The sequence below is a fragment of the Cucumibacter marinus DSM 18995 genome (assembly GCF_000429865.1).
GTDB classification, from domain to species: Bacteria; Pseudomonadota; Alphaproteobacteria; order Rhizobiales; family Devosiaceae; genus Cucumibacter; species Cucumibacter marinus.
This window is the reverse complement of record NZ_KE386979.1, coordinates 184657-200244: the sequence shown is the minus strand read 5'-3', so window position 1 is coordinate 200244 and position 15588 is coordinate 184657. Positions and strand designations below refer to the sequence as shown.

15 protein-coding genes are annotated in these 15588 nt (G+C 62.2%); 7 read left to right on the top strand and 8 right to left on the bottom strand.

The annotated features are described in order from the left end of the window. Window positions 1–90: 90 nt before the first annotated feature. The gene (locus G489_RS0116585; RefSeq protein WP_029042456.1) at window positions 91–1467 is read right to left on the bottom strand and encodes a class II 3-deoxy-7-phosphoheptulonate synthase; all 1377 of its coding nucleotides are present in this window, start codon (window positions 1465–1467) and stop codon (window positions 91–93) included. 157 nt (window positions 1468–1624) lie between these two features. Between G489_RS0116585 and G489_RS0116580 the strand changes: the two genes are divergently transcribed. Next, window positions 1625–2362: a VIT1/CCC1 transporter family protein gene (locus tag G489_RS0116580; protein ID WP_029042455.1), complete on the top strand. Its 738-nt coding sequence runs from the start codon at window positions 1625–1627 to the stop codon at window positions 2360–2362. A gap of 3 nt (window positions 2363–2365) precedes the next feature. Here G489_RS0116580 and gor read toward each other — a convergent pair whose 3' ends face one another. The 3 genes from gor to rpiA all read right to left on the bottom strand — a co-directional run bounded on the left by gor (window position 2366) and on the right by rpiA (window position 5085). Then, window positions 2366–3745, bottom strand: a complete 1380-nt coding sequence (gor, locus tag G489_RS0116575) for a glutathione-disulfide reductase (RefSeq protein WP_029042454.1) — start codon at window positions 3743–3745, stop codon at window positions 2366–2368. A 101-nt stretch (window positions 3746–3846) separates the two neighbouring features. Further along, window positions 3847–4356, bottom strand: coding sequence for a DUF2059 domain-containing protein (locus G489_RS0116570; protein ID WP_029042453.1), 510 nt, complete (start codon window positions 4354–4356; stop codon window positions 3847–3849). Between the two features lie 21 nt (window positions 4357–4377). After that, window positions 4378–5085: a ribose-5-phosphate isomerase RpiA gene (gene rpiA, locus G489_RS0116565; protein ID WP_029042452.1), complete on the bottom strand. Its 708-nt coding sequence runs from the start codon at window positions 5083–5085 to the stop codon at window positions 4378–4380. A gap of 249 nt (window positions 5086–5334) precedes the next feature. Here rpiA and G489_RS0116560 point away from each other — a divergent pair, with 249 nt between their 5' ends. Next, window positions 5335–5964 (top strand): L,D-transpeptidase, encoded by a 630-nt coding sequence (locus G489_RS0116560; protein WP_029042451.1) that lies wholly within the window; start codon window positions 5335–5337, stop codon window positions 5962–5964. Between the two features lie 136 nt (window positions 5965–6100). Further along, window positions 6101–7126 carry a GTP 3',8-cyclase MoaA gene (gene moaA / locus G489_RS0116550; RefSeq protein WP_029042450.1) on the top strand — a complete coding sequence of 342 codons (1026 nt, stop codon included), beginning with the start codon at window positions 6101–6103 and terminating at the stop codon, window positions 7124–7126. Window positions 7127–7132: 6 nt separating this feature from the next. On the opposite strand, the gene G489_RS0116545 is transcribed toward moaA, so the two are convergent. Next, window positions 7133–7612: an Lrp/AsnC family transcriptional regulator gene (locus tag G489_RS0116545; protein WP_029042449.1), complete on the bottom strand. Its 480-nt coding sequence runs from the start codon at window positions 7610–7612 to the stop codon at window positions 7133–7135. A gap of 241 nt (window positions 7613–7853) precedes the next feature. Here G489_RS0116545 and G489_RS21155 point away from each other — a divergent pair, with 241 nt between their 5' ends. Further along, on the top strand, window positions 7854–9386 hold the full coding sequence (locus G489_RS21155) for a sensor histidine kinase (RefSeq protein WP_051332756.1): 1533 nt from the start codon (window positions 7854–7856) through the stop codon (window positions 9384–9386). A 51-nt stretch (window positions 9387–9437) separates the two neighbouring features. Then, a complete protein-coding gene (locus G489_RS0116535; RefSeq protein WP_029042448.1) occupies window positions 9438–10697 on the top strand; it encodes an RNA polymerase sigma factor in 1260 nt (419 codons plus the stop codon). 11 nt (window positions 10698–10708) lie between these two features. Here G489_RS0116535 and cobT read toward each other — a convergent pair whose 3' ends face one another. Beyond that, the gene (gene cobT / locus G489_RS0116530) at window positions 10709–11740 is read right to left on the bottom strand and encodes a nicotinate-nucleotide--dimethylbenzimidazole phosphoribosyltransferase (protein WP_029042447.1); all 1032 of its coding nucleotides are present in this window, start codon (window positions 11738–11740) and stop codon (window positions 10709–10711) included. A gap of 146 nt (window positions 11741–11886) precedes the next feature. Here cobT and G489_RS0116525 point away from each other — a divergent pair, with 146 nt between their 5' ends. Beyond that, window positions 11887–12657: an adenosylcobinamide-GDP ribazoletransferase gene (locus G489_RS0116525; RefSeq protein ID WP_029042446.1), complete on the top strand. Its 771-nt coding sequence runs from the start codon at window positions 11887–11889 to the stop codon at window positions 12655–12657. Between the two features lie 19 nt (window positions 12658–12676). Next, window positions 12677–13363 (top strand): retropepsin-like aspartic protease family protein, encoded by a 687-nt coding sequence (locus G489_RS0116520; protein WP_029042445.1) that lies wholly within the window; start codon window positions 12677–12679, stop codon window positions 13361–13363. On the opposite strand, the gene dusA is transcribed toward G489_RS0116520, so the two are convergent. Further along, complete coding sequence (gene dusA, locus G489_RS0116515) at window positions 13364–14368, bottom strand: tRNA dihydrouridine(20/20a) synthase DusA (RefSeq protein ID WP_029042444.1); 1005 nt, start codon at window positions 14366–14368, stop codon at window positions 13364–13366. It lies immediately after the preceding gene. A 156-nt stretch (window positions 14369–14524) separates the two neighbouring features. Further along, window positions 14525–15562: a serine hydrolase domain-containing protein gene (locus G489_RS0116510; protein ID WP_029042443.1), complete on the bottom strand. Its 1038-nt coding sequence runs from the start codon at window positions 15560–15562 to the stop codon at window positions 14525–14527. Between the last annotated feature and the right edge of the window lie 26 nt (window positions 15563–15588).

Here is a 15588-nt window from a genome sequence, read left to right as displayed (position 1 = left end):
AAGACGAGCCTAACCGGGCGCTAACGATGTCTTAACGCAAAAACGCCGCGGCAAGGCCGCGGCGCTTGTGAATTCAGCTGGTCGCCTCGCCTAGATGGCGGCGAAGCTGCGCGGCCGCTGGGGACGCTGATCCTGCATTTCCTCGGCCACCAGAAACGCCAGTTCCAGGGCCTGGGACGCATTGAGCCGCGGATCGCAATGGGTGTGATAGCGGTCCTTGAGGCTTGCCTCGGTCACCGCCGACAGCCCGCCGACACATTCGGTCACATCGCGGCCGGTCATCTCCACATGCACACCGCCGGCATAGGTTCCCATCTGGCGATGCACATCGAAGAAGTTGCGCACTTCGTCGAGCACGAGTTCGAACGGCCGGGTCTTGTATCCGGTCGAAGCCTTGATGGTATTCCCGTGCATCGGATCGCAGCACCACACCACCGAACGGCCTTCCTTCTTTACCACTTCGATGAGGCGCGGCAGATGGTCGGCCACCTTTTCGGCGCCGAAGCGGGTGATCAGCGTCAGCCGGCCCGGTTCATTGGCCGGATTGAGCGCATCGAGCAGACGCTTGAGGTCGTCATTGGTCATGGTCGGTCCGCATTTCAGGGCGATCGGATTATTGATGCCGCGGAAATACTCGACATGGGCATGGTCGGGATTGCGGGTGCGATCGCCGATCCAGAGCATGTGCCCGGACGTCGCGTACCACTCATTGGTGATCGAATCCCGCCGGGTCAGCGCTTCCTCATAGCCCAGCAGCAGCGCTTCATGGCTGGTGAAGAACTTGGTCTCGCGCAGCGCCGGGGTGTTCTCTGGCGTGATGCCCATGGCCCGCATGAAATCGATCGATTCATCGATCTTGCGCGCCACTTCCTCGTATTTGGCGTAGGACTTTGTGTCTTTTACAAAACCCATGGTCCATTCGTGCACACGCTCGAGATTGGCATAACCGCCACTCGCAAAAGCGCGCAGCAGGTTAAGCGTCGCCGCCGCCTGCCGATAGGCCATGATCATCCGGTTGGGATCAGGCACGCGCGCATCGGCGGTGAAGTCGATATCGTTGACGATGTCGCCGCGATAGCTCGGCAGCGTCACCCCGTCGACGGTCTCGGTATCCGCCGAACGCGGCTTGGCGAACTGTCCGGCAATGCGGCCGACTTTGACCACCGGCTTCGACCCGCCATGGGTCAGCACGACCGCCATTTGCAGGAACACGCGGAAGAAGTCGCGAATATGGTCCGCATGGTGCTCCGCAAAGCTCTCGGCACAGTCACCGCCTTGAATGAGAAAGGCTTTCCCGTTTGCGACCTGGGCCAGATGGGATTTCAGATCGCGCGCCTCGCCTGCAAAGACCAGCGGCGGAAAAGTCGATAGCCGAGCCTCGGTTGCCGTCAAATCGTCAGCATCCGGATAGTTCGGCATCTGCTGCGCTTCGAAGTCTCTCCAGCTTGCGGGTGTCCAGTCGGTCATGGGTCTACTCGTGGCTACACGTCAATAATACCGGGCGGTCTAGCAGAATTGCCCCGCCCGCGCCAGCTTGTCGGGAGGGAAAACGGCCAAAGCCGTCGCCGCTTGGTCATTCGGGCAATTTCGCATATGCCAGCATCTTGTCTGTGCGGAGGAACCAATGAGCGAGATCGACCATTCAGACGCGCCGAATGACGTCGCCGCGCGGCTCCACAAGGCGCCATCGGTCAACTATCTGCGCGACTGGATCTATGGCGGCATTGATGGTGCGGTGACCACATTCGCGGTCGTGGCGGGCGTGATCGGCGCCAACCTGTCGACCAGCGTCATCCTGGTCCTGGGTCTCGCCAACCTGATCGCGGACGGCTTCTCGATGGCCGCGTCGAACTATTCGGGCACCAAGGCCGAACGCGATGACTATGAACGCATCCGGCAGATCGAATTGCGCCGCCTCAGGGACAACCGGGAGCATGAGCGAGAAAAGTTGCGCCGGATCTATCGGGAAAAGGGTTATGAAGGCGAACAGCTCGATACCATGGTCGACATCATATCCTCGCGCGACGAGGTGATGCTCGACACCATGCTGCATGAAGAATACGGCCTGACATCCGTCCAGCGCTCACCGGGCCTGGCGGCTCTGGCGACCTTCCTGGCCTTCATCATTTGCGGTGCCGTGCCGCTTTTGCCCTTTGCGTTCGACCTCGCCCAATCCCCTCTCATTGCCAGCACCATGACGGGTGTTGTGTTTTTCGCCATCGGCACCGTCAAATCGCGCTGGTCGACCCAGCACTGGTCCACCTCCGGTTTCGAAACCCTGGTGATCGGACTGGGTGCCGCCGGCCTGGCCTTTCTGATTGGCGCAGGCCTGCAGGGGCTTGTCGGCGCCAGCGGTATCTGAGGATTACTGCCTGAGGCCGTTGACCACCTTGTGCGTGGGTTGCTTGAGGGTCACCAGCTCCTCCGCCGCCGTCGGATGCACGGCGATGGTGCGATCGAAATCGGCCTTGGTTGCACCCATGGTGACCGGGATGCCGGCAAGCTGAATCATTTCGCCGGCGCCGGGGCCGACGATGTGCACACCCAGCACCTTTTCGTCCCCGGCCCGGGTGATCAGCTTGAGCAGCATTTTTTCCGGTCGGTCCGTGAGCGTGTTGATCATCGGGCGGAAGCGGGACATGTAGACGTTGACCTCGTCATAGGCCTTGCTGGCCTCTTCTTCCGTCATGCCCACTGTGCCGACTTCAGGCTCCGAGAAGACCGCAGTGGGTATGATCGAATGGTCAACGGTTGTGGGGTTGGAATTGAATTCGGTCTCGGCAAAGGCAGCCCCTTCGCGGATCGCCACCGGCGTGAGCTGTGCACGCCCGGTCACATCACCCACCGCATAGATTGAGGGCACGTTCGATTGCGACCGGTCGTTGACCCGGATCGAGCCGTCGAGCGCAAGGTCCACACCCACTGCTTGAAGCCCCAGGCCTTCGACATTCGGCCGCCGGCCGGTGGCAAACATCACTGCCCCGTATTCGGAACGGCTGCCGTCTTCGCAGGTCACCTCTATGGCACCGCTCGGCGTCTTCCTGAGCGCCGCCGGATGGAGGTTGAGTTTGATCTCGATGCCGCGCTGGGCCATGCCCTCGGTCACCATCTCCCGAATGTCCTGGTCGAAACCGCGAAGGATCTGCTCGCCTCGATAGGCGAGCGTCGTCTTCACCCCCAGCCCAGCGAAAATCGAGGCAAACTCAACCGCAATATAACCGCCCCCGACGACGCAGATCGCCTCCGGCAACTCTTCGAGATGAAAGGCCTCGTTCGAAGAAATGCCCAATTCGATTCCTTCTATCTCGGGCAGGCTCGGGCGCCCGCCGGTCGCGATCAGGATGCGCTCTGCGCTGACTTCTTCGCCCGAAGACACCAGCCGAACCGCGTTCGGACCAGTCACCAATGCCCGCTCCGCCTTGACCGTGACCCCGGCATTGTCGAGCAGCGACCCGTAGATCCCTTCGAGCCGCGCGATCTCACGGTCCTTGTTTTCAAGCAAGGTGCGCCAGTCGAATCGAGCGTCGGTTTGCCAGCCATAGGCCGGCGCGACCTCGAACATGTCCTTGAACCGGCTGGCATAGACGAAGAGCTTCTTTGGCACGCATCCGCGGATGACGCAGGTTCCGCCAAGCCGGTACTCTTCCGCGAGCAACACCCGGGCGCCATAGGTCGCCGCCATGCGGGCTGCGCGCACGCCCCCGGAACCGCCACCGATAACCACGAGATCGTAGTCGAATGCCATTTTTGACCGGTCTCCCCTATCCAAGGACCCGGGAGCTTGCACAAAAAAGACCCCTGCACAAGGCAGGGGTCTCTCAACTCGGTCTGAAGCTTCCGACGCGGCTAGAGGTTGTAGCCCTGTTCAGCCAGGCTGGCGCGCATCTTTGCGATGAATTCGCGCGAAACGTTGTTTTCATAGACCGTCAGCGCCAGTTGCAGCGCGCGGTTCACCTCGGGGGTGTTCTTGAGCCACTTCTGCCCGATATCCGATGAGTAGAACGCGATGAGCTCATTGAGTTCCTCAACGGAGTAATTGACCGCATAGATCCGGGCATACTGATCGAACAGCGCCGATTTCTGGTCGCGATAGCTGGCCATCACCTGTTCGGCGGTGTCCGAGATCGGCTTGGCCAGGTCGGGATTGTCATTGATGAAGGCACGGGTTGCCTCCACCGCGGTGTTGACCACCGCCCGTTCCCAGGTTGCACCGTGATCCTGCAGATCGACGAGCTTGCGTGCGACGGCGAGGTGGTCCGGCGAAATTTCCTGCGCGGCAGCGCCGGCGATTCCCGCAAAGGCAATGAGGCCGGCAAGCAGAAGACGCCGGCAGGTCTTGGCAAACACCATGTTCATCAGGCTCCCTGGCCGTGATCGTTACTTCATTTCAGGGGTTGGCGCAGCCAGCACCTCGACCCCGTTCTCACCCGCTATATACGCTGCCTTGCACAAGCGCACAAACAGACCGTGTTCGACGAGCCCCGGAACGGCGCTCAAGGCCTCGGCCAAGCCTTCTGGATCGGAAATACGGCCAAATGATGCGTCATAGATGAGGTGGCCGCCGTCCGTCACGAACGGTGTCTGGATGCCGCCGCGAACGACCAGATCACCCTGGGCTCCGAAATCCGCCAGCACCGTTTCAAGGTGCCGCGCCGTGGCCCGATGGCCGAACCGATCGACTTCGAGCGGCAGCGGGAACCGCCCGAGCACATCGACCTTCTTGCTTTCGTCCGCAATCACCACCATGCGTTTCGAAGCGGCGGCCACGATCTTCTCCCGCAGATGCGCTCCGCCACCGCCCTTGATCAAGCGCAGTCGGAGATCGATCTCGTCCGCGCCGTCGATCGTGAGATCGAGTTCTGGCGTCTCGTTGAGCGTGGTCAGCGGAATATCCAGCGCGCGGGCTTGTTGTCCGGTCGCCTCGGAGGTCGGTACGCACAGACATTCAAAGCCCTTGGCCACCTTCGCTCCAAGGAGATCGACAAGGTGCCAGGCCGTCGAACCGGTACCAAGCCCGACCCGCATCCCGTTCTCGATTTCTTCAAGCGCCGCTGCCGCCGCCTGCCGTTTTCGGGAATCGGCCAACTGGTTCTCCACTGCCTCCGGTCCGCTGGCGCCCGGCAATCGCCCGGCCAGAGGGTCCTGTCAAGCGCCCGCTCACAAAATGGTGAAGCCCAAAACGGCCATTTTTGGCGGATTCTGGGCAACAAAACGTCAAAAAAGCGATGCGACGCGCGCTTGCGCCTTTGCAGTTTGGTAAACAGCGTTTAGTAGCTTGAAACTGGTTGCGTGGCTCCGGCGAGCCACATGTCAATTCGAGGGACGTAAGAGGCGATGACCAAAATCAGACTTTTTGCCGCTGCGCTGGTCGCGGTTTTGATGGCCACTCTGGTGGTCGGTGAGAGCGTTGCGCAGGAGCGAATTTTCGATCCGGCAACCAATGAATGGGTTTACCTGGATGACGCGCCTGCCGCGACACCGAACCGGCGGGTTGCGCGCCGGGCGCTGCAGGCCCGCGGGTCTTCGGTCAAACGCGAAACGGTGAAGTACGCGTCGAACTACGCGCCGGGCACGATCGTGGTCGAGTCCTCCAAGTTCCGGCTCTACTACATTGTCGATAGCGACACCGCTATTTCCTACGGCATCGGCGTCGGCCGCGATGGCTTCCGCTGGTCGGGTTCGCACCGCATCTCCCGCAAGGCGGAATGGCCGGGCTGGACCCCGCCGCCGGCCATGCGCAAGCGCCAGCCTGAACTGCCGGCCTACATGCCGGGCGGTCCGGGCAACCCGCTGGGAGCCCGCGCGCTGTATATCGGTTCGACCCTTTATCGTCTGCATGGCACCTCCGAGCCCTGGACCATCGGTCATCAGGTTTCCTCGGGCTGCATCCGGCTCACCAATGAAGACATCATCGACCTCTATGGTCGCGTGAAGGTCGGGGCGCGTGTAATCGTTCGCCTCTAGTCGAACGCCAATAACGAGTTTGCAGCGGCCCCCTGTTCGGGGGCCGTTTGCGTTTGAGCGAGCAAGGCGTGAACGCGATTGAATTGCATCGCCGCCGCCCTCCTCCTACAGTCCGGCCGAAACAAGGGACCCGGATATGACTTCCCCCGCCAAAAATCCGCTGACCGACCGCTTTGGCCGCACGATCACATATTTGCGGATCTCGGTAACAGACCGCTGCGACTTCCGCTGCGTCTACTGCATGGCGGAAAACATGAGCTTTCTGCCCAAGAGAGAAGTTCTCTCGCTAGAGGAAATCGACACCATCGCCCGCGCTTTTGTGGCCCGCGGCGTGACCAAGCTGCGCCTCACAGGGGGCGAACCGCTGGTGCGCCGGGACATCATGACCCTGATCCGCAGGCTGGGCGCCTTGCGCAATGACGGCGGTCTCGACGAACTGACCCTGACCACCAACGGCTCCCAGTTGACCCGTTTCGCCTCCGACCTGTTCGAGGCTGGCGTTCGCCGGGTCAATGTCTCGCTCGATACGACCGACGAAGCCCGCTTTGCCGAGATCACCCGTTGGGGCCGCCTGCCGCAGGTGCTTGACGGCATTGCCGCCGCGCGCGAAGCGGGTCTCAAGGTCAAGATCAACATGGTCGCCCTCAAGGGCGGCGCGTCCGAAGGCGGCAATGAGGATGAAATTGTCCCCATGCTCGAATGGGCGCACAAACATGGGATGGACCTGACGCTGATCGAGACCATGCCCATGGGCGAAGTCGATATCGACCGCCCGGACCAGTACCTGCCGCTCAGCGAGGTCCGCAACCGTCTTTCAACCCGGTTCACATTGACCGATGACCCTCATTCGACAGGCGGTCCCGCCCGGTATGTCCATGTCGCGGAAACCGGCGGCCGGCTGGGATTCATTACCCCGCTCACACACAATTTCTGCGAGAGCTGCAACCGCGTCCGCCTGACATGCACCGGCGATCTCTATTTGTGTCTTGGACAGGAAGACCGACTTAATCTGCGCGACGTGCTGCGCAATGACGGGCCCGAAGCGCTCGACGACGCGCTCGATCGCGCCATGCTGATCAAGCCCAGGGGCCACGATTTCCTGATCGACCGCGACCATGCCGGTCCCGCGGTCCCGCGCCACATGTCGGTGACGGGCGGTTAGCCCCGATCAGTCTTCACCGGGCGCGATATAATCGAGCGGCAACACCGTGGTGTATTTGATCTGCTCCATCGCAAAGGATGAGCTGACATCGGAGAGCGAGATCCTCGAGATGAGGTTCTGGTAGAACGCATCGAAGGCAGCAATGTCAGGCACCACAACCCGCATCAGGTAATCGACCTCCCCGCTCATGCGGTAGAATTCCATGACCTCCGGGAACTCTTCGACGGCCTTGGCGAAATCCTTGAGCCATGTCTCGTTGTGCTGATTGGTGCGCACGGCGACAAACACCGTCACGCCCGCATTGACCTTGAACGGATCGAGAATGGCCACCCGGCGCCGGATGATCCCGTCCTCCTCCATCTTCTGGATGCGGCGCCAGCATGGCGTTGTCGACAACCCGACTTTGCGCCCGATCTCCGCCACCGGCGTGGTGGCATCCTTCTGCAACAGCGCCAAAATCTTGCGGTCGATCTTGTCGAGCGCCATATCCGCCCCCTTGGAATGGGTTTCCAATTCTGCCGGATTCTGACCCGGCAATTAGAAAATTATCCGAATGGGCGGCCAAATCAACCTCGAACTCTCCCCCAAACGCCCAATCTGGCCGGCGGCCCGCACCTGTTGCAAATCATCACACCTAACGACCCGTTAACTACCAGCTTGTTAGGGTTCCGGTGACCATTAACCCAATGCGTTCAACGCGTCCGAAGTCAGAGTTCCGAGTATCGGCATGCCGACCGCATCCGCTTCAGCCTCGAAAACGGATCCCGCGCGCCCGTCGCGCGAGCGCGTGCGTTCGACCCAACGCACGATTTCCGACGCGCGACAGCGGCTGACTTCCTCGAGCGGCACCCGTGCCTCCTATGACTATGAGTTGCTCGGCGAATATGTGAATTCGCGGCTTTCGGGCACGCTGGCCGTTCCTCTGCTGGTCGTTATCCTCGCCTCGCTGGCAAGCTTGTGGGTGCATCTGGCCGCCACCTTTGTGTGGGCGGCGGTGGTAAGCATCGCCCATTTCGGCCTCATCATCATGTGCCGCCAGTTCCGCAACACCGATATGAACCGGTTCGATGCGCGGCGCTGGACAACGACATTCGTTGCCGGCGAAACCGTTTATGGCATCGCCTGGTCTCTGATGGCGCTGTTCACCATCACCGCAGACGCCGACGGCGTGTTGGTGATCCTGTTCGCCATGCTCCTCGTCGGTATGGCCGTCAACGGAATTTCGACCCGCACCCTGCCGATCGCGACAACTGTCAGCACCCTGCCTGCGACCATCACGGTGGGAGCCAACCTGCTGGCCACCGGCGGCGAACTCAACTACGCGCTCGCCGCGACTGCTGCTGGCGCTGCCCTGTTCTTCAACTATCTGGCGCGCACACTTCATCGCACAGAGATCAAGAGCCTCGAGCACCGCGCCGAAAAGGACGCGCTGATTCTCGAGCTGGGTGAGGCCAAGGCGACGTCGGACGAGGCGCGGCGCCAGGCCGAACAGGCCAATGTCGCCAAGTCGCGCTTTCTCGCCACCATGAGCCACGAGCTGCGCACCCCGCTGAACGCGATCATCGGCTTCTCGGAAGTCATGCGTTCGGAAATGCTCGGACCCCATTCGGTGCCGCAATACAAGGACTATTCGAACGACATTCATGCCTCCGGCGAGCATCTGTTGAACCTGATCAACGAACTACTCGACCTGTCGCGCATCGAGGCCGGCAAATACGAACTCAATGAAGAGGCCCTGTCGCTTGTCGATATCGCAGAGGATTGCCGGCGCATGCTCGAAATCCGCGCCCGCTCCAAGGGCATCGAGCTGGTCACCGAATTCGACGACGGCCTGCCCAAGATCTGGGGCGACGAGCGCGCCATCCGCCAGGTCGCACTGAACCTCCTCTCAAATGCCATCAAGTTTACGCCCCAGCAGGGCAAGGTCATCTTCTCTGTCTCGCGCAGCGCCGATGGCGGCCAGATGGTCTCGGTGCGCGACAATGGTCCGGGCATTCCCGAGGAGGAAATCGAGACCGTCCTGTCCTCTTTCGGCCAGGGCTCGCTGGCCCAGAAAACCGCCGAACAGGGGGCGGGTCTCGGCCTTCCGATCGTCCAGTCGATCATGGAGCTGCATCAGGGCCGGTTCGACCTGTTCTCCAAGCTGCGCTTCGGCACCGAGGCGATCGCCACCTTCCCGCGTAACCGGGTCATGGATGCCCTCGCCCCGGTTGTGCACCGCCGTCCCAAGCTCGAGATTTACGCCGCGGACACCGCTTGAGCGGCGATATCCCGATTGCCGCATCTCGGCCAAGCTGCTTTGATCCGTGCCGTGAATACGCCATCAGCCGACCGGACCATCGAGACTGTCTGGCGCCGCGAGTCTCCTAAACTGATCGCGGCGCTCACCCGCATGATGCGCGATGTCGATCTGGCCGAGGACATGGCGCAGGAGGCTCTGATCCAGGCCATGCGCCAATGGCCTCGAGACGGCATTCCGGAAAATCCGGGCGCCTGGCTGATGACCGCCGCCAAACGCCGCGCGCTCGACTATTTTCGCCGCAACGCCATGATGGCGCGCAAGCTCGACGAGCTCATCCTTGACCCCGATATGCCCGACCACGACGACCCGCGCGGCGATATCGAAACCGGGCTCGATGACGATATCGGCGACGATGTGCTCAGGCTTGTCTTCACAGCCTGCCATCCGGTGCTGCCCGCACCGGCCCGTGCCGCGCTGGCGCTCAAGATGCTCGCCGGCCTGACCACCTCCGAGATCGCGCGCGCCTTCCTCACGAACGAGAAGGCCATGGCGCAGCGCATTGTCAGGGCCAAGCGCAGCATCACCCAGGCCCGGATTCCGTTCGAGGTCCCCCATGGCGATGAACGCGCCGCGCGTCTCGATTCGGTCCTTGAAGTCGTCTACCTGATCTTTAACGAGGGTTTCTCGGCCACCGCAGGAGAAGACCTGATCCGCCCCGCACTGTGCGACGAAGCGATACGTCTTGGCCGGATCCTGGCCGGCCTTTTGCCCCAGGAAGGCGAAGTGCTTGGGCTTCTCGCCCTGATGCAACTCCAGGCCTCGCGTTTTGCCGCGCGCACAACACCAGATGGCCAGCCCGTCCTGCTACAGGATCAGGACCGGTCCTTGTGGGACAAGGACCTGATCGATGCCGGTCTGACCGATCTCAAGCGCACCGATCATCTGGAAGGCCCTAAAGGCGTCTACACGCTGCAGGCTGCCATCGCTGCCTGTCACGCGAGTGCCGAAAGCGTGGCGGCCACCAATTGGCCGCGGATCGCCGCGCTCTATCACAAGTTGATGGACCTCAGCCCGTCGCCCGTGGTCGCCCTCAACCATGCCGTGGCTGCCAGCTATGCCTTCGGGCCCGAGACAGGGCTGCGCCTGCTGGACGACTTGGCCGCCGAACGGGCGCTCAGCGAGTACCCGTATCTCCCGGCCGCACGCGGTGACATGCTCGAAAGGCTAGGGCGCTTCGACGAGGCGCGCGCCGAATTCACCCGCGCCGCCGGTTTCACCACCAATCAGCGTGAGAAACACGTGCTTGAACGCCGCGCAGGCGGGGTCTGAGCCCGGCCTGCCTATCCGGAGCGTTCGGCGACGGCGGCCTCTGCGAAGGTCGCCATGTTCTGATGCACATGCAAGGCCGTCTTGGCGACCACGGCAGCCATCGCCGCGCCGCTGCCCTCCCCCAACCGCATGCCGAGATCGAGCAGCGCCGTCTTGTCCATGGCCTCGAGAGCCCGGGCGTGACCGGCTTCAGCCGACACGTGCCCGAACAGGCAGTGATCGAGCGCGGCCGGATTGATCGCATAAAGAACCGCGGCTGCCGAGGTTGCGACGAACCCGTCGATGATGACAGGACATTTGTGGTGCCGCGCCGCGATGATCGCCCCGGCCATGGCCGCAATCTCGCGCCCGCCGAGCCGCGCCAGAGCGGCAAACGGATCGCCCACAATCGCTTCGCCATGCAGCCTGAGCGCCCGGTCGACCGCTTCGGCCTTGCGCTGAAGGCCGGCATCGTCGACCCCGGTACCTCGGCCGACCCAGTCCGAGCCGGTGCCGCCGAACAGGCCCGCCAGCACCGCCGCAGCGACCGTTGTGTTGCCGATCCCCATCTCGCCGACCACCAGCAAATCGGCCCCACCGGCAATCGCCTCCATGCCATAGGCGAGCGTGGCCGCACAGGTGCGCTCGTCCATCGCCGCTTCCTGCGTGATGTCGCCGGTTGGCACTTCGAGCGCCAGCTCGAACACCCTGAGATTGATTTCGTGCAGCGCGCAGATCTGCGAAATCGCCGCCCCGCCATTGGTGAAATTGGCGACCATCTGCGCGGTCACCTCGGGCGGAAAAGCAGAGACCCCCTGCTGCACCACCCCGTGATTGCCGGCAAAGATCGTCACCATCGGATTGTTGAGCGCGGGCTTTTCCTTCTCCTGCCAGCGCGCCAGGAACTCGACCAGCCCTTCCATCGCGCCCAGTGACCCGGCGGGCTTGGTCAGCTGCGCGTCCCGCGCCTTGACGGCCTCGACCGCCGACTGGCTGCCCGATGGCATCAGCGTGGTCAACTCGGCGAAATCGGCAAAAGGGCTGCCGGCGGGATGATCTGTCATGACGCCTCAAGAATCGCGTGGAAAAGAAGGGAACATTCTTCTACCCAAGGCAGGGCGAATTGCAATTCCGGGAGCGGCACGTGACGGGCATCAGGCAGGACAACGAGACGGACGAAGCCGAAAACGGCCCCGGGAGTCGGGCTCCATTGCCCCCTTTCGCCGGCAAGATCCTTATGGCGATGTCCTTCTATTCACGCCTGCCGGTGCCCCACGGCCTTGCCGCCCGATTCGAGATCGGTGCCCTCGCCGTGGCCGCTCCGGTCGCAGGCATCGCCATCGGCCTGATCCCGGCCGCCATGCTGGCCGTTCTGGTCTGGCTGGTGCCCTCATCCCCCTTGTTTGCCGCGGCCCTGGCCCTTGCTGCCTGGGTCATCGTGACCGGTGCCATGGCGGAGGATGGGCTTGCCGATGCAGCCGACGGCCTGTTCGGCGCCGACAATCGCGAAAGCCGGCTCGAAATCCTCAAAGATTCGCGCCACGGAACCTATGGCGTACTTTCGTTGGTGCTGAGCCTCCTCGCCCGTGGTGCGGCGCTGGCCTGGATGGCCCACTTCTCGCCCATAGCCGCTGCACTCGCCTGGCTGGGCCTCGGTGTCGTTGCCCGCAGCTTTGCGCTTTGGCTGCCCACCTCTCTGCCGAGCGCACGGGGAACCGGCCTTGCCGCCGAAGCCGGCCTCCTCCCGCGCCGGCAGTTCGGCATCGGCGCGGCATCCGCCGCTCTCATTTTCTTCGTTCTCGCCCTGCCGATCGGCGGGCCTTTCCCCGCACTCGCTGCCCTTGTCGTGCTCGCGGGCACCATCGTGTTGTGGCAGAAACTGTGCGCGCGGCTTGTCGGCGGACAGACGGGCGATCTCATCGGTGGGGGTCAGGCACTCCTTGAAATCGCCGGATTGAGTGCCTTTATGCTTCTGTTATGACCCATCTCGGACCACGCCGATGATTTTTGTCGGCATCGCCCTCGCCGTAGCCGCCCTTCTGGCCCTTATCGTCGCTTCCGACGCCGGCACGCTGATCGGGCTCCAGCAGCATGAGTTCGCACAGCTCGTCGCCCTGCTTTCGATTCTCGTGCTGGTAGGGGGCGGCGCCATGAGCCGCCGCATCCGCATCGGCCAGTTCGCCACCGGCCTGGCGCTGTGGGGGGCGATCTTCGTGGTTATCGCCGCGGGCTACACCTATCGAACCGAGCTTGCCGATTTCGGGACCCGCCTTTTGGGCGAACTGTCACCCGGCGCCGGCATTGTTTCCGAAGACGGGCATTCGGTGCAGTTTCGCCGCGGCATCGGCGGCTCGTTCCGGGTCAATGCAGACGTCAATGGCGCGGACACCCATTTCATTTTCGACACTGGCGCTTCAACGGTGGTCCTGACCGAAAACGATGCTGCCAAAGCCGGCATCGATACCGACCGTTTGCGTTATATCGTGCCGGTGCAGACCGCCAATGGCGAAGGCCGGGCAGCCTTTATCCGCCTCGACGAAATCGAGATCGGCGGCATCCGGCGCGAACGCATCCAGGCGCTTGTCGCCCAGCCCGGTTCGCTTGAAACCAGCCTTTTGGGCATGACATTTCTTGAGACGCTGTCAGGTTATTCCGTCGCGCGCGATGCGCTGACCCTGACGGACTGATCAGGCCGCTTCCCCCACCCGATCCTGCCAGTGCGGCGCGATGATCGAGAGCGCATCTTCGATCAATTGCGGGGTGGCGTCCGGTTTCACCGCTTCCATGGTCATGATCTGGCGATAGCGCCGGGCGCCCGGCAGGCCGTGCCCGATGCCGATCATGTGCCGGGCGATCTGGTTGAGCTTGACGCCCTTCTCCATTTCGCGGCCGGCATAGGCCACCATCTGCCGCGCGATCTCTTCAAGGCTCGGCTGTTCAACCCTATCGCCGAAAAAGCGGCGATCGACATCGAGCAGCAAGGACGGATTGTGATAGGCGGCGCGCCCCAACATGACGCCGTCGACATGGCCGAGATGCGCTTCGGCCGCATCGAGATCCTCGATCCCGCCATTGATCATCACAGGTAGCGGCGAAAGACGTTCGCGCAGGCGATAGACGCGCTCATAGTCGAGCGGCGGCACATCCCGGTTCTGGGCCGGCGACAACCCCTGCAACCACGCCTTGCGGGCATGGACATAAAGAACGTCGGTGCCGGCGCCAACCATTGCGTCGGCGAACCGGTTGAGATCGGCTTCGCTGTCCTGATCGTCGATCCCGATCCGGCATTTGACCGTGACCGGAATATCGACGGCCTGCTTCATCGCGGCGACGCATTCGGCCACCAGCGCCGGTTCCGCCATCAGGCAGGCGCCGAACCGGCCCGATTGCACGCGGTCGGAGGGACAGCCGATGTTGAGATTGATCTCGTCATAGCCGAAATCGGCACTGAGCTTCGCCGCTGCCGCCAGCTCTTCGGGGTCTGAACCCCCGAGCTGGATCGCCACCGGGTGTTCCTCGGGATTGTAGCGCAGCAACCAGTCAGCCCCACCGCGGATCAGCGCCGCCGAAGTGATCATCTCGGTGAACAACAGGCTCCGCCGCGTCAAGATGCGATGGAAAAACCGGCAATGCCGGTCGGTCCAATCCATCATGGGCGCGATGGAAAATCTGCGGGCGTCGGATAACGGCATCGGCAAGCGTGCACCTTCGATGAAGCGCCCCGCAAGGCGGGCTAAGTTTCGGTGCGGGCCGCTATAGCACAGGGATGAGCGATGCGCACATCTCTCATACCGAAGCCGGTGCAGGCAATGGGGGACGGCGCAGCAACGCCGGGCGGCAATTTTGGCTCAGTCCTCTTCACGCAGGATCCGCACGACACGATCATAGTTCACCTCCATGATCCACCAGAGGCGTTCGCCGCTTTTATTGGCAAACTGGACAACCACGCCGTCCAGTTCAGGAATATATCGGGCGATGCTCGAATAGCCGGGCAAAAGTCCGGTGTGACCATATTCATAAAGCGATGAGTAAATGGCCTGCGCTGATGGACTGAACAGCGTGCCGTCGTGCAGGGAAAGCAGAAACAGGCCGACATCTTCGGCTGTTGCGATCATGGAACCCATCGGACCTGTATAATTGATGCCCTTCAGGTCGTCGTCATATCCCGCCGTGTAACCGCTCATGAGCCGGTCCATGTCGAACCCGGCCATGGACGTATAGGTGTTCTTCAAGCCCAGTGGGTCGATGATTTCCCGCCTGATGAGCTGTTCATAGTCCTGGCCCAAAGCGGCTTCAAGGATCATGCCGATCAGGAAATAATTTGCGTTCGAGTAGCGGTATTCGGCCCCCGGCGCAAAATCGGCCGGTTGATCCAGTACGAATTCCAGAACATCCTCTTCTTTTGTTGGAGGATCGAACCAGGGATAGCCCTCAACGTCGCTGTAGTTCGGTATGCCGCTTCTATGCTGAACCAGCATGGCGAGCGTTATCCGGTCAGCGTTTTCAATGCGAACGGCGACCCCAGGCAAATATTCGGCAAGGGTGCGATCCAGATCGAGCTCGGAACGATCCGCCAACTTGGCCACAAGCGCTGCAACATAGAGCTTGGTGATGCTCGCAATCTTGAAAAGGTTTTGCGGGTTTACCGGCGTCTTCGCTGAACGATTGCTCCAGCCGCTGACAAACGTTTGAGCAGGCTTGCCGTCCAGACTTGCATAGACAATGACGCCGTCGATCCCGGCGCCCGTAAACTGATCGAGCTCGGCCTGCACCGTTTCAGGCAATGGCGAAAGGTGGAGCACAAGCGTCCGCCATGGCACAAACCAAAGGCTGATCACCGTTGCCAGGATCGAAACGGCGATGAAGATGGTTCGCGCAATCTTCACTGGGCTTCCCTTCGTTCGATGGTCGA